Origin of the sequence: Pedosphaera parvula Ellin514 (genome assembly GCF_000172555.1) — a bacterium.
Taxonomy (GTDB): domain Bacteria; phylum Verrucomicrobiota; class Verrucomicrobiia; order Limisphaerales; family Pedosphaeraceae; genus Pedosphaera.
In genome coordinates, this window is record NZ_ABOX02000012.1 from 19,844 (window position 1) to 44,990 (window position 25,147).

At 52.2% G+C, this 25,147-nt stretch carries 22 protein-coding genes; 4 read left to right on the forward strand and 18 right to left on the reverse strand.

Features of this window, described 5'->3' with window-relative positions; genetic code table 11:
- Positions 1 to 48: 48 nt before the first annotated feature.
- The 4 genes from CFLAV_RS11415 to CFLAV_RS11430 are packed head-to-tail and all read right to left on the reverse strand — an operon-like array spanning position 49 to position 3,996.
- The gene (locus tag CFLAV_RS11415; protein WP_007414876.1) at positions 49 to 1,083 is read right to left on the reverse strand and encodes a polyamine ABC transporter substrate-binding protein; all 1,035 of its coding nucleotides are present in this window, start codon (positions 1,081 to 1,083) and stop codon (positions 49 to 51) included.
- Between the two features lie 11 nt (positions 1,084 to 1,094).
- On the reverse strand, positions 1,095 to 1,889 hold the full coding sequence (locus tag CFLAV_RS11420) for an ABC transporter permease (protein ID WP_007414877.1): 795 nt from the start codon (positions 1,887 to 1,889) through the stop codon (positions 1,095 to 1,097).
- Positions 1,886 to 2,818 (reverse strand): ABC transporter permease, encoded by a 933-nt coding sequence (locus CFLAV_RS11425; RefSeq protein WP_063816426.1) that lies wholly within the window; start codon positions 2,816 to 2,818, stop codon positions 1,886 to 1,888. The genes CFLAV_RS11420 and CFLAV_RS11425 overlap by 4 nt, the downstream gene beginning before the upstream one ends.
- Positions 2,815 to 3,996: an ABC transporter ATP-binding protein gene (locus CFLAV_RS11430; RefSeq protein WP_007414879.1), complete on the reverse strand. Its 1,182-nt coding sequence runs from the start codon at positions 3,994 to 3,996 to the stop codon at positions 2,815 to 2,817. The genes CFLAV_RS11425 and CFLAV_RS11430 overlap by 4 nt, the downstream gene beginning before the upstream one ends.
- Positions 3,997 to 4,430: 434 nt before the next feature.
- Between CFLAV_RS11430 and CFLAV_RS11435 the strand changes: the two genes are divergently transcribed.
- From CFLAV_RS11435 to CFLAV_RS11445, 3 genes are all read left to right on the forward strand, one after another.
- Positions 4,431 to 4,856: a response regulator gene (locus CFLAV_RS11435; RefSeq protein WP_007414880.1), complete on the forward strand. Its 426-nt coding sequence runs from the start codon at positions 4,431 to 4,433 to the stop codon at positions 4,854 to 4,856.
- A 193-nt stretch (positions 4,857 to 5,049) separates the two neighbouring features.
- Positions 5,050 to 6,537, forward strand: a complete 1,488-nt coding sequence (locus CFLAV_RS11440; protein WP_050785710.1) for a DUF1800 domain-containing protein — start codon at positions 5,050 to 5,052, stop codon at positions 6,535 to 6,537.
- 16 nt (positions 6,538 to 6,553) lie between these two features.
- Positions 6,554 to 7,903 carry a DUF1501 domain-containing protein gene (locus tag CFLAV_RS11445; protein WP_007414882.1) on the forward strand — a complete coding sequence of 450 codons (1,350 nt, stop codon included), beginning with the start codon at positions 6,554 to 6,556 and terminating at the stop codon, positions 7,901 to 7,903.
- A gap of 41 nt (positions 7,904 to 7,944) precedes the next feature.
- Here the strand turns inward: CFLAV_RS11445 and CFLAV_RS11450 are convergent, their stop codons facing one another.
- The 11 genes from CFLAV_RS11450 to CFLAV_RS11500 form a co-directional block, all read right to left on the reverse strand.
- The gene (locus CFLAV_RS11450) at positions 7,945 to 8,736 is read right to left on the reverse strand and encodes an RDD family protein (RefSeq protein ID WP_007414883.1); all 792 of its coding nucleotides are present in this window, start codon (positions 8,734 to 8,736) and stop codon (positions 7,945 to 7,947) included.
- A gap of 8 nt (positions 8,737 to 8,744) precedes the next feature.
- The gene (locus CFLAV_RS11455; protein WP_007414884.1) at positions 8,745 to 9,773 is read right to left on the reverse strand and encodes a stage II sporulation protein M; all 1,029 of its coding nucleotides are present in this window, start codon (positions 9,771 to 9,773) and stop codon (positions 8,745 to 8,747) included.
- The gene (locus CFLAV_RS11460; protein ID WP_007414885.1) at positions 9,770 to 11,164 is read right to left on the reverse strand and encodes a DUF58 domain-containing protein; all 1,395 of its coding nucleotides are present in this window, start codon (positions 11,162 to 11,164) and stop codon (positions 9,770 to 9,772) included. The genes CFLAV_RS11455 and CFLAV_RS11460 overlap by 4 nt, the downstream gene beginning before the upstream one ends.
- The gene (locus tag CFLAV_RS11465; protein ID WP_040548166.1) at positions 11,161 to 12,120 is read right to left on the reverse strand and encodes an AAA family ATPase; all 960 of its coding nucleotides are present in this window, start codon (positions 12,118 to 12,120) and stop codon (positions 11,161 to 11,163) included. The genes CFLAV_RS11460 and CFLAV_RS11465 overlap by 4 nt, the downstream gene beginning before the upstream one ends.
- 4 nt (positions 12,121 to 12,124) lie before the next feature.
- A complete protein-coding gene (locus tag CFLAV_RS11470; RefSeq protein ID WP_007414887.1) occupies positions 12,125 to 13,456 on the reverse strand; it encodes a DUF4350 domain-containing protein in 1,332 nt (443 codons plus the stop codon).
- Positions 13,456 to 15,129, reverse strand: a complete 1,674-nt coding sequence (locus tag CFLAV_RS11475) for a DUF4129 domain-containing protein (protein WP_007414888.1) — start codon at positions 15,127 to 15,129, stop codon at positions 13,456 to 13,458. Before CFLAV_RS11475 ends, CFLAV_RS11470 begins: the two co-directional genes overlap by 1 nt.
- On the reverse strand, positions 15,126 to 15,452 hold the full coding sequence (locus tag CFLAV_RS11480; protein ID WP_007414889.1) for a hypothetical protein: 327 nt from the start codon (positions 15,450 to 15,452) through the stop codon (positions 15,126 to 15,128). The genes CFLAV_RS11475 and CFLAV_RS11480 overlap by 4 nt, the downstream gene beginning before the upstream one ends.
- An 18-nt stretch (positions 15,453 to 15,470) precedes the next feature.
- Positions 15,471 to 16,064 carry a hypothetical protein gene (locus tag CFLAV_RS11485; protein WP_150107372.1) on the reverse strand — a complete coding sequence of 198 codons (594 nt, stop codon included), beginning with the start codon at positions 16,062 to 16,064 and terminating at the stop codon, positions 15,471 to 15,473.
- Between the two features lie 20 nt (positions 16,065 to 16,084).
- Positions 16,085 to 16,681, reverse strand: coding sequence for a hypothetical protein (locus CFLAV_RS11490; protein ID WP_007414891.1), 597 nt, complete (start codon positions 16,679 to 16,681; stop codon positions 16,085 to 16,087).
- 7 nt (positions 16,682 to 16,688) lie between these two features.
- Positions 16,689 to 17,492: an RDD family protein gene (locus tag CFLAV_RS11495; protein WP_007414892.1), complete on the reverse strand. Its 804-nt coding sequence runs from the start codon at positions 17,490 to 17,492 to the stop codon at positions 16,689 to 16,691.
- 515 nt (positions 17,493 to 18,007) lie between these two features.
- A complete protein-coding gene (locus CFLAV_RS11500) occupies positions 18,008 to 18,538 on the reverse strand; it encodes a PH domain-containing protein (protein WP_083808866.1) in 531 nt (176 codons plus the stop codon).
- A 298-nt stretch (positions 18,539 to 18,836) separates the two neighbouring features.
- Between CFLAV_RS11500 and CFLAV_RS11505 the strand changes: the two genes are divergently transcribed.
- Complete coding sequence (locus CFLAV_RS11505; RefSeq protein WP_007414894.1) at positions 18,837 to 19,697, forward strand: DUF1559 family PulG-like putative transporter; 861 nt, start codon at positions 18,837 to 18,839, stop codon at positions 19,695 to 19,697.
- Between the two features lie 47 nt (positions 19,698 to 19,744).
- On the opposite strand, the gene CFLAV_RS11510 is transcribed toward CFLAV_RS11505, so the two are convergent.
- The 3 genes from CFLAV_RS11510 to CFLAV_RS36490 all read right to left on the reverse strand — a co-directional run bounded on the left by CFLAV_RS11510 (position 19,745) and on the right by CFLAV_RS36490 (position 24,813).
- Positions 19,745 to 20,170 carry an acyl-CoA thioesterase gene (locus CFLAV_RS11510; protein ID WP_007414895.1) on the reverse strand — a complete coding sequence of 142 codons (426 nt, stop codon included), beginning with the start codon at positions 20,168 to 20,170 and terminating at the stop codon, positions 19,745 to 19,747.
- 555 nt (positions 20,171 to 20,725) lie between these two features.
- Complete coding sequence (locus tag CFLAV_RS11520) at positions 20,726 to 21,601, reverse strand: sensor histidine kinase (protein WP_237712393.1); 876 nt, start codon at positions 21,599 to 21,601, stop codon at positions 20,726 to 20,728.
- Positions 21,511 to 24,813 carry a PAS domain S-box protein gene (locus CFLAV_RS36490; RefSeq protein WP_040548171.1) on the reverse strand — a complete coding sequence of 1,101 codons (3,303 nt, stop codon included), beginning with the start codon at positions 24,811 to 24,813 and terminating at the stop codon, positions 21,511 to 21,513. Before CFLAV_RS36490 ends, CFLAV_RS11520 begins: the two co-directional genes overlap by 91 nt.
- Positions 24,814 to 25,147 lie beyond the last annotated feature (334 nt).

Genomic DNA, 25,147 nt, shown 5'->3' on the forward strand with positions numbered 1-25,147 from the left:
CGGATGTGCTCGGAAAAGTCGAGTACACCCGGCTGGCTTGAACAATTATTATTTGGCTTTAATTTGAGTCCAAATCTCGTCGTAAATACGAGTTTTACCACCAAGATCTTCGAGGAATTCGAGTTTCGCTTTCACCTCTGTCGAAGGATAAATAGCGGGGTTTTTCAAGTCGGGAACCGGGATGAAGGCCATGGCCGCCTTATTCGGTGAGGCAAATTGAGTGTATCCCGAGAGTTGAGCCCCAATTCTTGCATCGAGCATGAAGTTAATGAATTTCTCCGCCAGCTCACGATGGGGTGCTTGCGCGGGAATCGCCAGATTATCGAGCCAGATCTGACTGCCCTCCTTGGGAATAAAGAAAATGGTATCCTTGTCATCGGTCATGCCACGGACACCTTCACCGCTATAGGCGATGGCGACCCGGGCACTCTTGCCAAGCACCTTGTTCTTTGCGCCTACGCTCCCTTCAAATCCGGTGGAACGTTTCTTGGCCTCGATGATGAGATCGCGCGCCTCCTTCAATTGTTTAGGATCGGTCGAGTTAAGGCTGTAACCCTTGTATTTGAGAGCGGCGCCAACCATGTCACGAACGGAATCGATCAGGATAAAGGAACCGGCTTGTTGTTTTGGATCGAAGAGCAATCCCCACGTCGGCGTGAAAGGTTGGTCTTTGGATTGCCGGGCGAAAATGCCGACCGTGCCCCACTGATACGCAGCCGTGTATTTGTTTCCCCGATCAAAGGGCGGATTGGCGAATGTTTCATCGAGATTTTTGAGATTGGGAATGTGTTCGTGGCGCAATGGAACGAGCAATCCCAGCTTTACCATGGCTGGAATCATATGGTCCGGCGGCACGACAACGTCATAGAGCGAAGCGCCGCCGCCCTGCATTTTGGCAAGCATGCTTTCCGCTTCCTCATAGAGGTCGATGTTGACCTTGCAATCAAACTGCTTTTCAAACTGGGTGACGATCTTGGGATCGATGTATTCGCTCCAGATAAAAAGGTTTAGTTTTTGTTGCTCTGCGAAGCCGGAATAGGCCGCAAGCAGCGTCGTGATGGCAATGATCAGGTATCTCTTCATCAATTTTATAATTATGTCGATTTTCTGTTGCGTTGCAACAGGGTTGCAATAATCGTGCCGAGAATGGAGGCGAGAACGATCAAGGTGGAGAGGGCATTTATATCCGGAGTGATGCCACGTTTCACCGAGGAATAGATGAAAATGGGCAGGGTGGTGGAGCCTGGCCCGCTGGTAAAAAAGCTCACCACAAAGTCGTCGAGACTAAGGGTGAACGCGAGCATGGCGCCCGCAACGATGCCAGGGATGATGAGTGGAAAGGTTATATGCAGGAATGTCTGCCACTCGTTGGCTCCAAGATCGTGAGCGGCCTCCTCAAGTGCCGGATCGAGCCCGATGAGTCGTGAACGAACCACGATGGCGACGAAGGGAATCTGAAAGGTTACGTGTGCCAGGATCATGGTAGTAAGGCCCAGTTCAAACAGGCCAAGCCATTTTCTTATCAGGGAATAAAACAGCAACAGGGAGATCGCCATGATGATGTCTGGTATAAACACCGGAACATATAAGAACCAGTTGAGCAGGCTCTTGCCTGGAAAACGGAACCGATTCAATCCGTAACCGAGCATGGTGCCGAGCACGGTGGAGATCAACGTGCTAAATACCGCGAGCAGCAACGTGTTTTTGGTGGCTGAAAGTGCGAGCGAGTTTTCCCACAGCGTGGCATACCATTGAGTGGTGAATCCGCTCCAGCCCGCGCCAAATCGGGCGGCGTTGAAGGAGTAAACAATTACTATGGCCAAAGGCGCGTAAAGAAACAGGTACAACAGACCTGCCACGATGCTTAGAGGTATTGAGGTGCGTTTCACAGCAGTGTTGGCTCTCCTTTCCCCTGGCTTTTGCGGGCATACAGCCAAAGTCCCATCATCACGAGGCCGAGCGCCACGAAAGCAATGGCTGATCCGAAAGGCCAATCGCGGCTCTGCCCAAATTGTTGCTGAATGGCATTGCCGAGCATCACGGTTTTGGCGCCTCCGAGCAGGTCTGGGATGACAAACTGACCGGTCGCAGGAAGCAAAACAAGAATCATGCCTGCAAATAAACCCGGCATGATTTGGGGCAGCAGGGCGTGGCGGAATACCTGAATCCGATTGGCACCCAAATCCATGGCAGCTTCAGCCAGACTCCAATCCAACTTTTCCACGGATGTATAGAGCGGCAGAACCAGGAACGGCAGGTAATCACAAATCATCCCAATGCCAACGGCGAAAGTGCTTGGTTGGAGTGGTTCATCAACTTTGCCAATGCCGATTGCGTGAACAAACTGAGTGATCCAACTTTCGGGCGCCAGCAGAATCTGCCACGCGTAGGTGCGAATGAGCAGGTTGGTCCAGAATGGAATTACCACCAGGGTGAGGGCCGGAGTTTTGAATCGCGCCGGCAAACGGGCGATAAAGAACGCGAGCGGCAACCCGGTGATGACACATGCCAGGGCAGTTCCGATACCAAGCGTCAGGCTGCGAAAGAGAATGATTGGATACAAGGAATCAAATCCCAGCATGCCAAAACCAAGCAGTCGTTTATAATTTTCAATGGTGAATGGAAGTTCAATCTCACCATAATCACCGCGCGACATGAAGCTGATCGCGCCAATGGCAGCCAGGGGGACCAGGAGCAGAACCACCAACCACAGTGTTGCCGGACCGGCGGTAAAGGCGGCGCGGATAAAATGACCGGCGCGTGAGAGATGTTGTCCGAAATGGGTCTCGGAGGGTTTGGGATCAACAGAGGTATTCAATTTTTTATTCGTGAGATGCAGGAGTCTGTTAGTCTTCCAATGCAATCAAAGAACTGGATGGCAAATGAACCACGAGTGTTTGGCCAGCTTGGAGTCCTTGATGCCCCGGACGGGAGTTCAGACTGCAGGCATTGAGCCTGTGTTCTCCAATTCGCAAGTGATATTGAGTTTCGGCTCCCGCTGTAGACAAGATCCTCAACGCGGGCGGTGAAATGATTCGATGCAGGTATGATGTCTGCACGAATGAGAGCCACTTTTTCCGGCCGGATGGCAAGCGTAATTTTATCTCCGATACGAAGGTCGCGAGAGGCATTGGTGACATCAAGATTCAGGTTGCCAATGGAGGTTTCCACGGTGGCAATTGATTCGTGCAAAGCCTTGACTGGCCCTTCAAGCAGATTGCAGGAGCCGAGAAACTGGGCGACGAAGCGTGTGTTTGGACGTTCATAGATCTCTTCAACTCCGTCGAGTTGCTCAATTTTACCCTTGTTCATAACGGCAATGCGGTCACTCATCACCAGAGCTTCCTCCTGATCGTGTGTGACAAAGACAAACGTAATGCCGAGGCGCCGTTGAAGTTGATGTAATTCAATCTGCAATTGTTTGCGCAGCTTGAGATCCAGAGCCCCGAGCGGTTCATCAAGCAGCAACACTTCGGGCTCATTCACCACTGCCCGGGCAAGCGCAACACGTTGTTTCTGGCCGCCCGAGAGTTGGGCGGGTTTGCGATCAACAAATTCTGTGATCTGCACTTGTTCCATAATCCGGTCGACGCGCCGGGAAATGTCAGCCGCGGAAAAGTTCTTCATGCGCAGACCAAAGGCAACGTTGTCGCGTACCGTCATATGTGGGAACAATGCGTATGATTGAAACACGGTATTCACCGGGCGTTTGTGGGCGGGAACGTTCGTGACGTCCTTTCCGGCAATTCTGAGGGTGCCATCGTCCGGGAGATCCAGCCCGGCGATCAGGCGCAGCAGGGTGGTTTTGCCGCATCCCGATGGACCGAGCAGCGAAAAGAATTCGCCCTTGCGAATTTCCACCGAGACATGAGAGAGGGCTTCGACTTTTCCAAAACGGCGAACCAAACTTTCCGCTTGAATGGCAAAAACCTCCGGTTCTTTTCCGGACTGTTTTTCAGCTCCGGAAACATATGGGACCGCTAACTTTTCTTGCACTGTGCGGACATGTAACAAAGTGCACGCGGAATGCAATAGAATTTATAAAAAAATTTCGCAGAATGGAAATTAAACTTCGGCAGTCATGCCTGCCTGGATAGTTTGGCGGATTTTTACCGGCAAGTTCAGTCGTCAGATTTACATTTATATCCGACCTTTTAGTCGTGCGAATTAATGCGAAAACCATTTTCTGCTCGTGGGAATGTTACTGGTATAACTCCATAAGGCCGGAGCATCTGGCCGATTTTTCCTCAACGAAGAGACGATCCAGGCGAGAGCTAGGAGAGACTTGAGCTAATGACTGTCATGAAATGTGACAAATATTGGAAATTTACCTTGGAAAAGTGGGGTTTATAATGGAGACTACCAAGGTTTGGCTTGATTACCATGCATTTACGTCATGGTATTAGGCTTGCTAACTGACTTACGTGCAAATGCAGCCTCATGTAATTTTGATAGTGGATGATCTGGAATCGGATCGTCGGCTGCTGGAGCTTGCTTTCCAAAAATCGACGCAGTTGCGAATTGGTGGCTTGCTTGAGAATGGCGAGCAAACCATGGATTACCTTAAAGGCACAGGACCATACGCAGACCGTGAGAAGTATCCCTTTCCTGAGGTTGTCATTCTAAATTATAGAATGCCACGGATTTCCGGGGTGGAGGTGCTGGAATGGTTGCGGACGCAGGCTCTGCCGCCACTTAAAGTCATGGTGATTTCTGGATCGCTCGATGCTGAGAATAAGCGACGCGTGCTTGAGCTTGGCGCCTGGTGTTACTTTGAGAAGCCGATGGAGTTGACAGGTTGGAGCGAAATGGCGCGATACGTGGAGAACATTTTGAGCGGCTCAGAGCAGGGTTGATGCTGCCCGGCTTGGGGCGTTGTAATGAGTACTGAGGTGAGTCTGACTCGACTCCGTCCCATCTGGTACAAGCCCTGGCATCTGACGACGGGTCGTGTTCTGGAGCGATAAGTTTCAAATTTTGGTAGGGGGATTGCTGGACATCACTTTACGGCTGAAACCTTATTGGCGATTCGTTCGTCTTAGTTGGTATATGCTAAAGCCGATCTCCAAAAAGAAATGGGATTTTAACGCAGCCGCCCACTTGCTGAATCGGGCTGGATTTGGAGGCGCACCTGCGGAAATTGAGCATTTAACCAAGCTTGGACCGACTCAGGCAGTAATATCGTTCGTGGATTATGAAAGTAATACTGAGAGTGTCACACCGCCGGAATGGGCAAAGCCAGATCCTGGCCGTGTGGACCGATACATGGAGATTCGCAAAGCGGAACCCAGCAAGCGCCAGGAATTGATTCGCGAGGAGCAAAGAACTCAACGTCAGCACGTGGTCGAGCTTAAGTATTGGTGGTTGAAGCGCATGGCAGAGGGGCCGCGGCCGTTGCAGGAGAAAATGACGCTGTTCTGGCACGGCCATTTTGCCACGAGCGTGGAAAAGGTAAAAGACGCCTATCTGATGTGGAAGCAGAACGAGCTTTTTCGGGAGCAGGCCACGGGGAATTGGTTGAAGTTGCTCGTTGCGGTCGCCAAAGACCCGGCGATGCTAATCTGGCTGGACCAGGCGCAAAGTCGCAAGGAGCATCCCAATGAAAATTTTGCCCGCGAAGTAATGGAGTTGTTTACCTTGGGCGAGGGGCATTATACCGAAAAAGATATTACGGAGGCGGCTCGTGCGTTGACTGGATGGACTTACGACCGAATTAACCAGCAGTTTGAAGAGCGTTCGCGGCTGCACGATGGCGGGAGCAAAACTGTATTGGGCAAGGCTGGTGATTTGACGGGTGAGGATGTTTTGGAACAAATTGTCGCGCAACCTCAGGCGGCCAGGTTTATCACGGCGAAAATCTGGAACTTCTTTGCCGGTCAAATGCCTTCCGAGGAGCTGACTACGGCGTTGGCGGATGTGTTCCGGAAATCGGGCAATAATTTCAAACCGCTGCTCAAGACCATTTTCCTAAGTGAGGAATTTTATGCTGAGACCATCGTTCGGAACCAGGTGAAAAGTCCGGTTCAATGGCTGGTTGGGAGCGTTCGAATTCTTCAGCGGGAGTTGCCGCCACCCTTTGTATGTTTTGGATTAACTAAAAATTTGGGGCAGGATTTATTCCAACCGCCCAACGTCAAGGGTTGGGACGGCGGCTTGAGCTGGATAACCACGAACAATCTGTTGGCGCGTTACAACGAGGCGGCAGTGCTGGTGCAAGGCGATCTTTCGATGGTCCGGGGAATTAATCTGGCGGCCAACCCAAATGCAGGTGGTGCTGCTGGAAAAGGGTTCATGGACCGGATGGCCAATATGAAGTTGCGGCCGGTGGACGCGGAAAAGCTGCTCTCCGCTGAAGAGCGTGCGAGCAAGGAGAAACTGGTTGCGGCCCTTGAAAAAAGATTGTTGCAGACTCGATTGCGAGGCAAGCAGGAGGCAACTTTGAAGGATTATTTGGATGGCCAGGCCACGCTGGATGACAGCGTGATTTTAAATACCATTCGACTCATCATGAGCACGCCAGAGTATCAATTGACTTAACGCGGAAGGAAAATTTATGAGCAAAGAGATATCATTGCACACTCGACGGGAATTTCTGCGAACCACGGTGCTGGGCGGAGCCCTGTCATGGACGGTTCCAGCTTTCCTGGCAAACACATTCTCCACCTTGCAGGCGGATGCCGCGGATTCGGCGACACAAATCGCGACGGGAAAGGATTCGACCATCCTCGTGATTTTGCAAATGGCTGGCGGGAATGATGGACTAAACACCGTCGTTCCATTTGCTGACGATCATTACCACAAAGCCAGGCCAAGGATTGGGTTGGGCGCGAAGGAGGTGCTTAAGCTGAATGATGAGGTTGGCCTGCATCCAAGTTTGACCGGGTTCAAGGAGCTTTATGACAGTGGCAGCCTGGCAGTAATTCAAGGCATTGGTTATCCGAATCCGAATCGGTCACACTTCAGATCCACGGAAATTTGGCAGACCGCGAGTGATTCGGAAAAGTTCGAGAAATATGGCTGGTTGGGGCGTTATTTTGACAATGCCTGCGCCGGTTCTGATCCGACTGTGGGGATTAATATCGGCCGGCAGATGCCGCAAGCTTTTGCGGCCAGGCATCCGATGGGAGTGAGCCTCGATAATCCGGAGAGTTACCGTTTTATCAGTTCCGAAAAAGGAAAGCGAAACGAGATGACAGCAAGTGAGGAATCGTATCGCAAGTTGAATCAGCCAGACGAGGCAGGAATGATGGCGGGAGAAGCTGACGGAAACTCGGGTGGCAGTATTGGCTCGATCAGTGGAACGGTGCATCATGCCGGCTCGGCTCTGGACTTTCTGGAGCGGACGGCGATGGATGCCCAGATCAGCTCTGATAAGATTCGGGAGATCAGCAAGCGCGTGGAGAACAAGGCGAATTACCCGCAGTCACAACTGGGCACGTCCTTGAAGATGGTGGCTAGACTGATTGGCGGGAGTTTGCCGACCCGGGTGTTTTATGTTTCGCAGGGTGGATACGATACGCACACGAACCAGCTCCAGGCGCATCAAAGGCTGTTGAAGGATCTGGGTGATTCAGTTAAGGCATTCACGGATGACATGAACGTCCAGGGAAATATGCAGCGTGTAATGGTAATGACCTTCAGTGAATTCGGACGTCGCGTGGCAGAGAATGCCAATAACGGAACCGACCATGGAGCGGCAGCGCCAATGTTCGTAATTGGAAACAAAGTAAAGGCGGGATTGCTCGGCAAATATCCGAGCCTTGCATCCGGTGATCTGGTAAATGGAGATGTTAAATACAATGTTGATTTCCGGTCAGTGTATGCCGGTCTGCTGGAAGGTTGGTTGAAAACGTCGAGTGAACCGGTTTTGGGACGGAAGTTTGAGCCGCTTATGTGTGTATAGCCGGCTCTTAGCGGAACAAGAGTGAGCAGGTCAATGGATTTCTAAGCCGTTTCCTTTTCGAGCTTTTTCCCACGACGAGTGCGGAAGAGAACGTCCGCAATATTGCGGATGAACTGTTCATCGGTAATGCCATCCGTGGCCTCAGGAGGAAATCCGGACTTTTCGCGGAAATGAGCGGCGATTTCGCCAAGTAATTCAATGCGCGCCTTGGGATCAAATTCATCGCGACGCAGCAGTGCTTGAATGACAAGACTTGCTTCCATGGGGGTGACACGCTGGCGAAGCCGTGCTTCCAGATGGGGATATTGCCTCAGCGAATTGAACTTACCGGTAAGTAGCTGATCCAGATCCGGTTCACTTATTCTTGGATTGCGAATGACGACCGTATTGGCTGCAAAATCACCGAGGCGCTGAGTCTTTTTGTTCAGCACACAAGCAACACCGCCAACAAAGTAGAAAACCGGCAGGGAATCAACAAAGCGAAGCAGATTTCTGATCACCACCTGATGGAATTGGAGGCGCATCCCCTCGGCATCGACCACGCGCAATCGAAGAACTCGCTTGCCAATGGTTTGCCCCCGCCAAAGCCATTCCAAAGTAATGCCGTATCCGATGGAAAGAACGAAATAAGCGAGGGCGAGGAGGGCTCCGGCGATATCGGCACTCAGCACCTGCAGCACATTGAGAACAAATCCGAGAACTGTCATCGCTGCCGATATGGCAGCCAGATCGATGATCCAAGCCATAAAACGACTAACCGGACTGGCGAGTAGTTGAGAGAAAACAATCCCTTCCGGCGTTTTGATCAGGAGCGTATTGGTTTTGCCTGGCATGGTCTGAATTATCGGGATGGCGGCGGCGACGGTATTGTTCCGGATTCAACGGCATTTTTCCCGGATTTTGACAGATAGAAATAGAGAAGAACAAGCTCCACGCAACCAAAGACAATCTTGATCGAGTAAGGTATGACTGGTTGATGATACTGCGAGAGAAAGGCCTCAATGAAACCCGCCCAGATCAGCATCAAGCCGACACCGAAGATCAGGGTAACCAAATCACGTGAGACCGCTCGCAATCTTTCGCTCATCGAATTGCGCCGGCCCCAGCCGATCAACGCAAATGCCAGGATGAATCCCGCCTGGCCGGCAATAAGAATGGCGGGAATTTCGATCACACCATGAGGCATAAGCCAGCCAAGGAGGAATTTGGTTTGGCCAGCCCGGATATAATCCACGGCAACCGCACCCAGGATTATGCCGTTATAGAAAAGCATGATGATGGTGCCCACGCCCCAAGTCATGCCCAAGGACATCGTAAGGATGGATACCCTCGTGTTATGCGTCATGAGTTCCGCGGAAAATGAAGTCTTCACACCTTCGAGCCGGTCATTCTTGGCTGATTCCTCACGCGCCACCCGTTCAGAAGGATCGCCCTGCAGATGCGAAAAGGGCATGAACACGTGTTTGGAACCGGGATCGAGGGCAATGGCAAATCCTCCAAAAGCACAACCAGCCATGGTAATGGCAAGAGAGAGGTGAAAAGCCCTGACATGACGACGGAAGGTCTGGGGCAGGGTCTGGAAAAACCATTTCAGAAGTGAAATGCGGCCCTGCTTTTCACGAGTCTCGTGGATTTCGCCGTAAGCACGGGCGACGAGATTTTCGAGATAACGCCTGGTTTCCGGCTCAGAGGAGAACGTGGTGATTTTGGCAAGATCAGCCGCTGTGCGTTCGAAAAGATAATGGAAATGCTTCAACTTCTCCAGATCCATGCGCCGATGCGGGTCGGCTTCCAGTCCGTCGAGAATGGCTTCCAGCTCGGTCCAGTAGGCCCGTTCGCCAGCGATGAAGCGTTCAAGGTTGATAATCACAGGAGTTGCCTTTGTTTAACGCCAAGATACTGCGAAACCAGTTGTGAACTCATCCTTTCATTTTCCAGGAGCGAGAAGCGAACGCCGCGACGTTTTAAAACCTTTTCCAGTTCACGCAAATTGTTCCAGAGCAGATGGCCTCCCAATTGCTGATAGATGTCATCCGTTGAGGTTACATTCGGACGTGAGAACAATGAAGCGACGCCAGGTGGTTGAATCATGTTCACCAGGATCAAATGTTGCCTGCAGATTAAATCCATATTGCGAACAAAACTCTGGGCCAGCAAAGGATCATCCAGCGCAGTCAGGAAAACCAACAGCGCGCGGCGCCGAAGTCGCAGACGGATAAAACTGCTGAGTTCGTCAAAGTCCGGGGTTACTGATTGCGGCTGAAGCGTGTAAAGCGCATCGCGACAGGCGTTGTAATGAGCATTGCCATTGCGGGCCCGGAGGAATGTGCCGACCTTGTCAGAGAAGGTCAGAAGGCCGAAGAGATCACCTTGTTTTTCCGCTGCCAGGCCAAGAACAAGTGCCGCGGTAACGAAACGTTCCAGCATGGAGGTTTCACCGACAAGCGTCTCCCCGGTGGTCATGTTCGCGGGCACTACTCCAGAAGCGGAAATTAAAGTGCGTGCCGAGGGCTGGAGTCGCGAACTAAGTCGGGAGGAATCAATGATGACGTAGATTTCCTGGGTTCGTTCCACTTGAAAGATCTTGGTTACGGGACGACCACGTTTGGCAGTGGCTTTCCAGTGGATTTCGTCGTACCCGTCGCCAGGGATGTATTCGCGGAGTTTCTCAAAGTCCCTGCCTTTTCCGATTTGACGCTGGGCATGGATGCCAATGGCACCGCGGTTCATGAACAGCGCTGCCAAGCTCTTTCTTTCGGTGAGGAGGTTTGGATAAACGCGAATTTCAGATGGGGTTGGCAACTGACGACGGATACCCCAGAAACCGAGAGGAGAGATACCTTCCACAAATGAGGAATGGAGCCTGTAGTTTCCGCGCCTGATTGGCTGGCAACTCCAGGTCATTCGTGACCACTCCTCGTCCTTTGGCAAATTGACCTCCATTTCCTCCAGTGGAGAATGAATCTCCCGGGGAAAGGGCAAGCCCAGGCGCAGGCGACGGGGTTTCCGCGAATTGTTTTTTATGCGGATTTCAATCTTTGCGTCGCGATCTTTGGACATGCGCACGATCAGGGGAAGTTGAAGTTCGATTCCTGCCAGGCTGTTTCGTCCAAGCAGAGCATCCAGCAGGGCGGCCAGGATCATGGCTGCGATGAGCACAAACGAGAAGGGGGCGGCGGATTTCTCAACGGCTCCCAGCAGAGAAAACGGAAGCACGATCAACGCCACCCACAACAATAATCTGGAACGCGGAACTATCATCTCGGCACAGCAATCTGCTGCAGAATCTGTTGGATGACCTCGGGAATGCCGAGACCTTCAATTTCGAATTCCGGCCGAAGAATAACACGGTGTTCCAGTACCGGCACTGCCATAGATTTGATGTCGTCGGGAGTGACGAAGTCTCGGCTCGAGATGGCAGCGTAAGCGCGGCAAGCCATCATCAGCGATTGAGTGGCACGAGGGCCGGCACCGACCAGAATGCTTTCGTGCTGGCGGGTGGCCCGGACAATATCAACCAGATAAGCGGTCAACTCGTCCCGCATGACAATGCCGGCGAGTTGTTGGCGCAGTTCGACCAGGTCCTCGGGTTTGATAACCGCTTTTACGGCTCCGCTATTCAAAACTGATTCCGGTGATTCCTTGCCCATGCTGCGTTGTGCAAGGGCCAGTTCCTCGGCGCGATCGGGAGCCTTCATGATAATCTTCAACATGAAGCGATCTTTTTGGGCTTCCGGCAAAGGATACGTGCCTTCGTATTCGATGGGATTTTGTGTCGCGAACACCGCGAAATTAACTGGCAGCGGATACGTCGTTTGATCGATGGTCACGGTTCGTTCCTGCATGGCCTGGAGCAAGGCGGATTGGGTCTTGGCCGGAGCACGATTAATTTCGTCAGCCAATAGAAAGGAACTGAATACCGGGCCTTTGATGAGCGAAAACTCATTGCGCTGCAGGTTGAAGACGTTTGTGCCGGTGATATCGGCCGGCATCAGGTCGGGTGTAAATTGGATGCGGGAAAAGTCGCTGCCCAGCACATGCGCGATAGTGCGTACCAGCAAGGTTTTGGCGACACCGGGCACGCCTTCAATAAGCGCATGTTGTCCGGTGAAGATGGCGATAAGCGCTTTTTCCACGACGTCATGCTGCCCAATAATGACCTTGGCTACTTCCTGTCGCGCCTGTGCGAGCACTTCTTTTAGATGATCGGTATTCATGTTCTTAGGTATTTGATTTGGGTTCGGCGTCAACAGTCCGCAAACCACGATTCTCATTCAATATGCGGCAAATCTCCAAATAGGTTTTAACCGGGTTACGCTGGTTTTCGGGCAGACTACTCTCGGCATTGATGAATTCAGTAACCCGCTGAAGTCTGGCTTCAGCAAATTTATCTTTGGGCTGGGATTTTTTCCATTCGGCCTGGCAAATTTTTATCAGGTCGCGCGCATTGATGTTTCGGCGAAGCAGGTTGACGAAACCGGCGCCGGAATCCTTTCCTGCTACATAAGCCTCGGCGCTGGAGGTCTCGTGAATTGGAACCAGGCTGAAGGAATTTTTCCAAATGAATAGGCCAGCCAATAGCAGCAGGCCGAGGACTAAACCATGGAGATGGTATTGTCGCATGAGAGTGGCAACTCCGGCGTCCTGGGTTATGCCCAAATGCGCCTCATCGAATACGACTTCATGGGCGGGACCAATCAACCAGGCAAGGAGCTCTGCGTGACGTTCTTTTTGCAGAGCTTCGTTGCTCAGAAAATAGGAATCCGTGGAGAACACCACCGACCCGGGACCGAACTTACGTTCAATCAGCACCGGGCTGTTGCCCTGGCTATACACGGTATGCCACGAGCTGGGCAAATTTGTAAACACGAGTCCACTATGCCAGGAGATGGATTTTGGTAACGAAGGTTCTTCGTCGTTCACGACGGTAACTGGTTCATAGGCGCCCTCGTTTTGAACTAAGGGCTTGAATTTGAATTCCACGCCCCAACGCTCCTTCAGGGAAACGTTGCGGTAAGAGAGGCCGAGTTCGTCATCATATTTTTTGGGTTTTTTGGCGTGCTTATCATGCTTGGATTCGGAGGTATCCTTATCCTTATCCTCTGGTTTGGAATCCGAAGGCTGCTCTTTCTTCGAATCAGATTTCGTCTGCTTCTGACCGTCTCGTTTATAAACCGACTCGTAAGGCTTTTCCGTCTCAGGAAAGAAAGCAACCACAAGGCGGCCGCCACGCATCAAAAACGATTGAATTTCATTGAAGGTGGACTGGGGAATTTCAGCCCAGTCACTGCTGCTGCCGGCTAGATGAAGGTAAGCAACATTTCTGCCGGTGGGCAGTTCATCGGTGGTCGTATAATCGCGTCGAACTGAAAGAGCGGGAACTCTTTCCAAACTTTCATAGTAGGCGCTCGTGCCCAGGGGATCAGGACGTAATGATGAATATTCGGGATAAACATCGCCCCCTTCGAAGCGCAGTTTAAAAAGCTGAGCGATGCCCAACAGAAAAGTCAGAGCGCAGACGAGGAGGATGATGAGGGTGAATTTCCGGTTCATCAGACTCCTTTGATCCTTTCCACATATGAGGCGAATTGATTAACGAGTTCCGGGTTGACCTCATGCATGCCGTACCAGGAGCGGTCGAAAACTAAAACCGTCTCACCAAAAATCAACAAGAGGTCAGGGAGTGAATGACCGCGACGACGGAGTTCGCGCTCGTAATCGCGATTCGATTTAAATTTCGCGATGGTGATGAGGTTGCGGGCAGCGAGATGCGCGAGGCTGGCGAAATAAAAGGCCCGCATTGCAAGGCGCAGTTCACCGCGGGCGAGCAATTCGCGGCCCAGCTTGATCCAGCCATCCTCCGGCAGTTGTTCAGCGCCGACATTTTCATCAGCGAGGTCAGGCGTGGAAGGAATGGCTTCGCTGTTCACCGTAACGGGAGTGAACTGGCGCTTTTGAAAAACCCGGACCAGTAAGATCACCAATGCCACGGCGACCACTATCAGAAGCACTGTCAGAAATACCTTAAGGGGAGCACTCCAATCGGAGCTGCCCGACTTGTGTTGAACGTCCACTTTGCGGTTATTAAACCAACGATCCCATAAATCGCGCGCCCAATTCCGAATGCTAACAGCCCATCCTTTGATGCTGTGGATGACTTTATCAAGAAAGCGGCCGATGGGGCCTTTGGATTCTGTGTCATCCTCAACAACCTTTTTACGGGGCATTCGCCAGGTGTATTTGGTTTGCTTGATTACTTCCTGGATTGCCTGGTCGAGTTTTGGCGCAGGGATGCCCGGAGTGGTAATAGCAGGTTTGGAAACATCCTTTGGGATTGCGGGTTCCTGCTGGGCCCGCAGGGTAGTTGCAGACAGCAACGAAGCGACCAGGAGCATGATGGCAACGACAGTCGAAGCGGTCGGCGAGAATTGTTTCAACTCTGCTTTCAGGTCGAGCCCGGACTGCAGGGATTCACCATAGAAACAACGGAGGAGGTAGCAGGCTTTTATGAGCGGGTCCAGGCAAAGATAGGTGAACCCGAATACGGCCGCAAAAAACGTGGTGTTCAACATGCTCATGGTGCTCTGCGTATAAATTGATTCAATCCCGAGCAGCATTTTAACAAGGCTGGGAAGCATGAGCGTGACTGTCATCAAATTCAAAAAGAGGAAGAAGCCAAAGGCAAACAGGATTATGAGGAGGACGATATTTTCAGAAGGCCAGAGGGTGGATTGACGCCAGGAACGTTTTAGAACGGTCTTGATTTCATCCGACTCTCCGTCACCCAAAACAGCGGCATTCTGGTAAAACGCATAGCACCAGATGAAAGGGATGCCGATGGGGATGAGGGCCAGCGGTAAGAGCAGCAGCCCGGAAGGTTGAATGATTGTCTGGACCAGGAGAATTCGCACAATCCGTCTAAACGTCCAGGGCGGTTGAGGCTGGGACGATATCTGTGCCCGGAGTGCGTGGAGAAAGAGCGTTTGCCAGAACTTCATCCAGAGGAAAAGTGCGGTCACGCCGAGCGCAGCTTCGACTGTATGATGTGAGGCGAAGGGACTGCGGCTCATATCGGCCCAGAAATAAAGCAGACCGAGAACAAAGGGAAGGGCACCAATATAATAGATCGCCAGGGTGGAGCCCGGGCTCATTCGCAGGAGGTGCACTGCTTCTTCGATTATCTCGAGAGACCCTCGACCACGTGCGCGTTTTTTAAATGGCTTCATTTTGAATCCAGCCATTTTGTTTTCCAAATGGTGCCTTCGTGGAAGGAAGTTGGAATTGAAGCCAGGCTGTCGCCTATCAGAAAAAATACGAACCAAAGCATCACCACACTGAGGAGGCAAAAGGCCCAGCGCATGAGAGTGGCGAAGACGCGGCGTTGCGTCACGGGTGTGGTCTCAAGCTTTTTGAGGCAGGAAGCGCAGATGACCCGGTCGTCGTGCTCAGTAATGCATTCACGGCAAAAGAACTGGCGACATTGCGGACAACGTGCGGCGGCCTCACGAAGGCTGTGATTGAAGCACCGTTGTTGAGCCAGGGTTTGCATGGTTTCTTAAGCTTTTCGTCAAATGGTTGCGGGCGGTGGTTCCACCGGAGGTTCGATGAAAGCCAGCATATCGGAAGCGATTGGAGGAGCGGAGAAGTTTTCCTCACCAGGCGGTTTTGCGAGTTCCTGCATGCGGGAGGAAGCTTCCTCAGGCGTCAGTTCACCACCTTGAGCTTGAGCGATCAATGGTTGCAAGCGGGCGAGGACCTTGCGTGCCCGTGGCAAACGGCCCAGGGAACCGAGGGTTTCAATTTGAACGGCGGTTTTGAGGGTGCAAACGCAGGTGGCGCCCCGGAGAAGATTGATTACGAGTATGATGAGGAAAAAACCTCCAATAGAGCTGTAGAGGATGGTTCCATCTCCACTGAAAAGAATGGCCGCCGTGGCCAGCAAGGCAATCAATCCCGCAAGGACATAACTAATGATCTTGGCTGTGGCAGTTTTTCGAAGAGTAATAGCCTGGATGTCCTTGAAGAAAAACCTTTTGTAATCTTCGGAGAAGCCGATATTTGAAACCCGCAGCAGGTGATCCTTTGCCAAATAGAGTTTGGAGTAGACGAAAATGCCCGGCGCACTTATTCCGGGTAGCTTTTTATATTCTTTTTCTTTCACGCCGGGCATCGTTAATAAAGTTATTTGGAAGTCATTTTAGAACCAATTAGCGCGTAAATCAGGAACCCCCAACCCACCAAAGTAAGGGTGGAGATAACGATCGCGAGTATATATCGAATTTTGGACCGCCGCACAATGCTGGTGGGAGAGTTCCAGTACCGAATGGCGACAAAGAGGGATAAACCAGCGGTAATAAAAGAAACATATAAGCCGCAAAGAGTAAGCGGAGCCAGGGACAACAGGAGGGCGAGGCTGTCGTATCTCGTTCGGTGATTCTCAAGGGATTTTATCTTTCCCTTGGTTTTGCCGCTTTCCAGGCAGCCAGGGCAGAGGTGCTGTCCATTTAGTTCACAGTCGCACAAAGCGCAGAGAAAGCGTCCGCAGGCATCGCAAGGGAGAGCGGCGCGCTTTTCCGGATGGTAGAAACAACTGGCTTCGGTTTCCTCGATAATGGTTTCAGCTTCCTTACCCTCAAAGGCACGGCGGAACAGTGCAGGAAACACCTGCACCTGGATGGGAGTGCCGCAGTTGGGGCAGGGTACAAAGCGACCCAGATTGAAGACATCGGTCAATAAGAACGCGTTGCAATTGCTGCAGGAAACCAGGGAAGTGTTCATCGTGACTTTACTTATGGATCACACGGGTGCTGCAGATACGATCGTGCAGCGCGCGTTTTTCATCATCGAAAGCGGCGATGATATAACCAATAGAACACGTTAATCCGCTCAGGATCTTACCAAAGTATCTTCCGAACGCCTTAGCATAGGAAACTTTGCTGCCATCTGGATTAACCACCTGAAGACGACAGGCCATTTTTCCCAGGGTGGAACCATATTTACCGATCATGAAAACTTCGTAACCTATGCCGATAGCCAGTTCCGCCGCCAAGACGACAAAGGTCAGGACAATTGAAGCTGCGTTCGCTGAGTGGCCAGCACCAGTGGTGGCGGCTGTGCCTACACCGAGAACGAGATTTAAAATTACGTTCACGACGGAAAGAATGATGATGTCGATGATATAAGCTGCCGCGCGAATCCAAAAGCCGGCGTAGTGCATCGATATTGCGCCGTAACCAGTGTTTAAGGCGACGCCTTCGCTGAGTTTTTGAACAAAGATCGGTTTGCATTTGGCGCAAACGCGGGCATTACCGTAGGAGATGGTGTGGTCGGCAGGAAAAATGCCGCCGCATTCAACGCAAACGACTTCGTTGCCCGCAATCGGAGGCGCGGCCACGATGGGAGGAGCCGATGGTGGCGACTCCATCCGCAGGCCGGGGGGGTGAATGGAACTATACGGTTGCCAGTTGGACATACTTTCGTTCCAAACGAGCGTGTCAGGAGTGATCTTGCCGCTAGTGACAAGAGAATTGAGCCCGGCATCGTCCACGGGGCCCGCTTGCTGTCCTGCGTCAACGTAATACCAGTTCATAGTCAGTTTAGGTCCTTCGCTTGGAGCCAGGATTGTTCCCCCTGGTCTTCCATCAAGGGTGGTTACCCTCCCAATTAAATCAGTGAAATTCTGCTAAGTTCGTTTCGACTTTTCAAGCAGGTAATTATTTCTGAACTGTCTCAAAAACAGACAGTTGCAATGACGGTTTTTGAGAGCGGAATTGGCGCGTGAAGCTTGAAACCCAGTTCATCCTCCTCGAGTCAAAAAAATCAGAATAGTTGCCTGAACCGCTCGGCAAAAAACGAATTATTTGCCAGCAGCTTGTGATTTGAAAACATTATGCTAATGACCTAACGCGTAAGGAAAAGTAATCTTGAAAAAAACTTCATTCTGGGTCTTGCCAGTTTGGTAATTATCTGAGAAAAATATAACCGTTCGGGCGACAGAACGTTTCTTCAGCGGGATTCCCCATCCCCACCTCCTTGGCGTCTGTTGCCCGAATATTTTTTTGTAAGGAGAGAAACAAGGACCACTGTCACCCCGAAGCAGCCAAACTAGGAACTAAGAGGCCCGTGCTGCTTGCGGTTGTGGAAAGCAGTGATGGCATCCTGGATTTCAGCAAGGAGCCTGCCAACGTTGCTCATGTAGGGAAGAATCACCAGAGTTTTCTTTGAGGTGTTAATTGAAATCGTGCCGTAGTCCAGCAGACGACCCGACCAGGATTGTTGGAGTGAGGCGGATTGGAGCTCTGAGAGCTCCACCTGGCCCGAGCGGCGGAAGAGCAGTCCGGTGGCATAAACAAATTGCACACTCGTCAAAACAATTTTGCATCGTAGATAAGAGCCCAGGGCCATGAAAAAAAAGATCGATATCGGTAAGGCAGCGAGGGCAAGTAATATCCAGGCTACAGAGTGGGGCAGGTGGGAATGAGATCTCCCAGCAAGTCTTTCGACGGCCAGACTGAGCAGCAGCAGGGGCGTGCTGAGGAGCAGTCCGGCCAGTAGCGGAAGGATGAAAAACGCCCGATGCATCCTTTGTCGAAGGATGATTCTTTCGCCATCGAGCTTTAACATCGGTGTAGGCATGCTATTCGTGGTTGCACCACGAGCTTCCAGTATTACAGGAAAGGCGAAGGGTTACAAATCCAAATGAAATCAGTGGGCAGCACTGACACGCATGGCAACTGCGCCGAAGCCGTTCGTCGTGCGAAAACCAGAATAAGAAGAAAGATTGGTGTCAGGGGATTTTCATTTGACGTGTTGCTTTTCTGCTTCCGTGTAAGGCACAATATTTGGGAGAAATCGGTTTAGGATGGATGATCTTCTGTTCTTGGTGGACGATTTTGTTTGAACAATAACCATGCAACTTCCATTGTAGTTGTCTATGAGAATCGGACGGACCAATGGGGGGCGGGGCGTCGGTGAAACTAATGCAGATCGGAGGGTTGAAAGCCGTTCCGTCGGACAAAGCAGGGTAGCCTTTACCCTAATCGAGTTACTGGTGGTAATTGCCATCATCGCCATACTGGCTGCATTGTTGCTGCCAAGCCTTGCTGCGGCCAAAGAGAAAGGCAGGCGGGCGGCTTGCATGTCCAACCTGCGACAATTTGGAATCAGCATCAGCCTTTACAGTGACGATAACCAGTCTCAATTGCCCGAAACCGTAGTCAATCGCAACTTCGGCAACCGTTATCCAACCGCTATTTTCTTCTACAGCAGCGACGGTTCGCAATATTTTAATGTGCAGGCGATGGCGCCATATATTCCGGGCGTGAACACGAACACTTTTGAAGTTGGGAGCATCTGGTGGTGTCCGAGTGCGCGGGTGGATTATCAGAAGGCTCAGGTCAAAATGGCTGTGCAACAGGAAGGATATTTCCTCCCTTCCTATTCGTATTTCGGGCGGGTGGGACGATGGAAACCTGGCGACGCCAGCCACCCTGAGGATATTGTCGACAATGGACTGCGTGCCGACAAACTTATGATGACCGATTCACTCTTTTATTGGTGGGTCACCCAAGCATGGTTTTATAATCACGGCAGTCGAGGGTCTTCTTATCATCAACTCTCAGCCCCGGGGCAACATGATCCGGGTCCCCCTGCGTTCACAGGGTTGAATGAACTTTTTGGAGATGGGAGCGTGGTCTGGAAGTCCGTCCATAAATTCGATCTCCCCAATCTTAATTCCAGCAGCACTTCGGTTGGAGCAGTCCATGGTACTTATTCTGATACCAGCTTTTATTAGCTGTGTCGATGCTGTCAAGTGCCGGAGGTTTTGTCGGCACCCAGAATTCACAGTATTGCGGGCGGTTCCGGTGTGGAAAAGCGGGCGCGGATTTCGGGGGTGACATCGGCGGGTTTGCCGGTTTGGGCGTCGATGGGGCACCAGACGGTGCGGGCGCTAACGAGACAACGTCGGTCGGCAGCGCGGAGGATTTCAGTGTGACGATCGAAGCGATAGTGTGAGGCGGCGCCGACCCAGGTGCGGGCGATGATGCGGTCCTGGAGAAAGGCGGGGCGTTTGTAATCAATTTCATGGCGCACGACGACCCACAGGAGATTGGCTTGTTCAGCAGGAGAGGCGGCGGATTGCCAGTGAGCAATGGCGACGTCTTGTATCCAGCGGACGTAGACGACGTTGTTGACATGACCAAGTTGGTCGATATCTGCATCCTGAACCAGGATGGGCAGTTCGAAAGGTTCCGTGGTCGGATTCATTCAGCTAAGGGAGTTAACCACTAATCAACGAGAATGAACACGAATTTTGAACCCATGCGGACTAAGCAGCTTCAATGGGCACTGGCCACAAATCCGGCATAAGTCCTGCCTGCCAAAAAAGGTCATGTTTTTATTCATTCCATTTATTATTGCAGGCGGAGTTATGTGGTTTGTTGCCCACCAGATGGCACCTATCGGTTACCAAGTATCACTTTCTCGCGCTGTGTGTACGATAATTCTTATGGGAGTGTGCAACTTTGTGACAAAGGTGTTTCTCGCCCCGGTTATTGGCAATTGGTACGTCGTCGCTTACTTTCTCGCCTGCACGCTGCTGGCCATGACCCTTCTACGGCTAAAATTTTGGCGCTCGGTCCTGGTAGTGCTTATTTATCTAGCTGTCTGGACCGTCGGCTACGTAGCGTTAGGATTCAATTCAAACAGCCATCAAGCACACCAGTCAACCGGGCAGACGAGACCATCCACAAGTAATTTGTAAGAATTTCATTTTCATGAACAAGTGGCCCGGTCGAATAACCAAAGCGTGTGCGAGGACCGTTACTGCCCTCGCGAGGGAATGGTGAAGTAGAACGTTGCGCCTTTTTCCACCGCTCCATCAGCCCAAATGCGCCCACCGTGACGTTGGATGATTCGTTGCACGGTAGTGAGACCGATACCAGTGCCGGGAAATTCCTCAGTTCCGTGCAGGCGTTGGAATGCGCTAAAGAGCCTGCCCACATTCTGAGGGTCAAACCCGGCACCATCATCGCGCACATAAAATACGGTCTCGCCATCGAAATTGTCGGTGCCAAATTCAATCCTCGCCTGCCGATGTTTACTGGTATATTTCCAGGCGTTGCCGAGCAAATTTTGCAAAACCGAGCGTAGAAGGTCCGGATCTCCTTCTGCGCTGAGGCCGGGGGCAATCACAAACCGGGCCACCCGTTGCGGCTCGGACTCCTGCAATTCCCTGGCGATGGTGTTCGCCATGGCACTTAGGTCGACAGGCCGGCGTTGAATCCGCGAGCGAGTGATGTGCGAGAGATTGAGCAACCCCCGGATGAGCAGGTCCATTCGCTCCGCGGCTGTGCAGATATAATTGAGGTAATCGCAGGCTTCGGAATCGAGCCTGGCCGCATATTCCTCCTTTAAGAGCTTGCTGAATCCGTCGATGGTGCGGAGTGGCGACCGCAGGTCGTGGGAGGCAGAATAGCTGAAGGTCTCCAATTCCCGATTGGCCGCGGCCAGTTCCGCGGTGCGTTCCGTCACACGTTTTTCCAAGTCCACATTAAGTCGATTGATTTCCGCTTCGGCATGCTTGCGCGCCGTAATGTCCACAATGTTTACCAGCAAGTAGTGCTTCCCATTGATTTCATACTGCGACAACGACACCTCGGCAGGCAGGGGTTCACCATCCAGACGATGGCCAACCATCTCGAGGCGATCCACATGGGCCGGTGCGAGCCAAGGCATCCAGCATTTTTTGCCGCTCCTCCAGAGAGATCATTCCCGATTTCCAAGGAGGTATGACCCACCATTTGATCGAAGGAAGTGCCATGCATGAGCCGCAGCAGAGCCTCGTTGATTTCAATGAGGCGGCCGGTTTCAAGCTCGCTTACGCAGAGCGCCACCGGACTTCCCCGGAAAATAGTCTCGAACTTTTGCTCGGAACGGTAAAGCGCCTCCTCGGCCTGCTTGCGTTCAGTGTTGTCCTGGACGGTGCCGCGCAGCTTCACAATCCGGCCATCGGGAGCGCGTTGCGCTTCGCCGCGGGTCGTAACCCAGGCCCGCCCGCCGTCGGCGCGAATCATCTCCAGCTCAAGTTCATAAGGCATTCCTGTTTGCAAGGCTCGTTCGACAAACGGCCGGAGGCGCTGCAGGCTCTCTGCAGTATATACCGTTTGCAATTCACTGAATTTTGGCGGGGAGGACGCCGGATCGCGCCCATTGATTCTGCACAACTCTTCTGACCAGGTTACAACGTCAAGCTCCGGATCCCACGACCAGTTGCCCACCTTGGCAATACGTTGGGCTTCAGTCAGTTCGTGCCTGCTCTCGCTCAGGGCTTCCTCGCCCCGTTTGCGATCGGTGATGTCTTGAGCGGTGCCGCGCAATTTTACGATTCGACCAGTGGCGTCCCGCTGCGCTTCTCCACGAGCAATTATCCATCCTCTTTCGCCGTTATCACGGATAAACTCCAGATCTAGTTCGTACGGTGTTCCTCTTTGCAGGGCTTGTTCCACCGCCGCATTGAGCCGTTCCCAGCCTTGAGGAGTGTAATGGCGTTGTAGTTCCCTGTAACTGGGAGTGGGCATCGCCGGATCCAGGCCAGAGATGCGATATAACTCTTCCGACCAGGTGACACGATCAGTCTCCGGATCCCACGTCCAATTGCCGACCTTGGCGATCCGTTGTGCCTCACTCAGTTCCTGTCTGCTCTCCCGCAATGCTTCTTCAGCCCGTTTGCGTTCGGTGATGTCGTTGGCAAGGCCGAGGAAGCCCATAATACTCCCTTGCGAATCGCGCAGAGCGGTCACGGAAAGCAGGACGGGAAAGGAGGAGCCGTCCTTGCGACGGTACAACCATTCGTATTCATTGGGCAAGTTGCGCCGCGCACGGGCAACAAAAACCTCAAACCCGGGCTCTATTGGAATACCAAGTTCTGCTGAAAAAATTCTGGCGCGTTCAGCCATTTCATCCGGATGGTGGAAAACGGTGGGCGTTACTTTACCGACACACTCTTCAGCGGAATAACCCAGTGCCCGTTCCCCGGCGGGGTTGATGCTGGTAATAATTCCCTGCGCGTTGGTTGAGATTACGGTGTAGGTCGTGTTATTGAGAATGGCGCTTTGGAGCTCTGCCAGGCGACGCACCTGTTCTTCGGCTTGCCGGCGTTCCTCCCGTCCGCGCATGGCCATAATGCCATATGCCAGATCACTGGCGAGCTCCATCAAAACGCCCACTTCCCGGGCATGGAACGCATCCGGCGTCATGGCATAAATAACTAAAGCGCCAAATACCCGGCCATTGCCAGCCAGAGGCAGTCCGATGGCAGAGGCATAACCGCGCCGCATCGCGTCTGCTCTCCAAGGCGCGAATCTAACGGATGTTTGGATATCTTCAACAATATGGGGCTGGCCCGAACGTATTGCAGTCGCGGCGGGACCCCATCCCATTTCAGTGTCAGCCCACGTAACCCTGAGGGTGTTTAAATATCCATCCTCGAAGCCACGTTGAGCAACCGGACGCACCGTCTTGCCGTGATCATCTTCAGCAAAACCAATCCAAACAGAGGGGTAACCTCCTATATCGACGATAATGCGGCAGATGCCAAACATGAGATCAGCTTCGCTGACGGCGCGAACCACATGCTGGTTGCATTCGCTGAGGATGTGGAAGAGGCGGTTGGTCTGCTTTAGTTGTTCATTGGCGATTTTAAGTTCGTGAGTTCGTTCCTCCACTCGTTGCTCCATCTCACCGTGGGCTTTTCGCAATGCCTCGTCCACCCGCTTGCGTTCGGTGATGTCCTGAACTGTGCCTCGCAGTCTCACGATCGTGCCATTGACATCGCGTTGCGCCTCGCCACGAGCGATGACCCATATCCGCTGGTTATCGCTGCGGATCATCTCCAACTCGAGTTCATAAGCCGCGCCGCTTTGCAAGGCCCTTTCCGCCACTGCAGTCAGTCGCTTCCAGCTTTCAGCGGTGAATTGGCGGGATTGTTCCCGGAAACTGGGGGCGGGCGAGGCTGGATCGCGACCAACCATTCGGTACAGCTCTTCCGACCAGGTTACAACATCGGTCTCCGGCTCCCACACCCAACTACCCACTCGGGCAAGGCGCTGTGCCTCGTTGAGTTCCTGTCTGCTCTCGCGTAACGCTTCCTCCGCCCGCCGGCGCTCGGTGACGTCGCGGAAGGTCCAGATTCGACCGTAGTGTTTTCCGTTTCTGTCAATAACGGGGGAGGAATATCGATCGAACACCTTGCCGTTTTTCAGCTCGATTTCATCTCGGCTCACTTCGTTCGGGTGGGAATAAAGGTAATTGACCTTTTCGACGAACTGTTCCGGATACCTGACCTGGTTCATAACGAACCGGATCTGGACCTTGTCATCGGGATCATCGGCAATCGACTGGGGAATTTCCCACATATCGCTTATTCGCTGATTTTGGAGAATTTTTTTCCCCTGGCTGTTGACGACCAGAATCCCGTCGATGGAATGGTGCACCTGGGCTTCAAGAAAGGCTGTCTTGTAATGTAGCTCTTCCTCCACCCGCTTGCGTTCGGTGATGTCCAGGCAACTGCCAACCCATTCGCTGATTTTGCCATCCTCGGTTAATACCGGGACACCTCGCGCGCAGACGGAGCGATATTTGCCGTCGTGCCGTCGTAAACGGTATTCCGCATCATAGACGGAGCGCGTCTTGATGGCTTGCGCGTAAATCCTTGCGACGCGCTCACGGTCATCGGGGTGCAAAGCATTCATCCAGCCAAAACCTCTGGCCTCTTCCCTGGTCTGTCCGGTGAATGTCCGCCAGGTGGTATTGGATTGGTCATCAGTCATGTTGCCCAAAGCATCCATGACCCAGACGATCTGCCCGGTCGCGATGCCCAGCGACTGATAGCGCTCTTCACTGAGACTCATTTGAGCATTCTTTGAGAGCATGTTTGGCCTACATCCTTACTCGAACCCTCGCATTCTTCAGGCGATCACAAGTTTTCTTTTGAGAGGAAATAATCGCCGGTGATTAGCGCCAGAGATGGTAGCCTCTTGATAATAAATAACTTGTGAATGAGTCTATTTGGACTCATCTGGTTTACCCATTTAACCTGAATAAAGATAACCTTTCTTGCATACTTGAAAACCTCCAGAGACCAAATTACCAAAGAGCGCTACTTTTTTTGACGCTTGTTAGGTAGTGTCACCAAACAGCGGGTGTTATGAGCCCCAGTCCAATTAACTCACGATCTGAGAATGC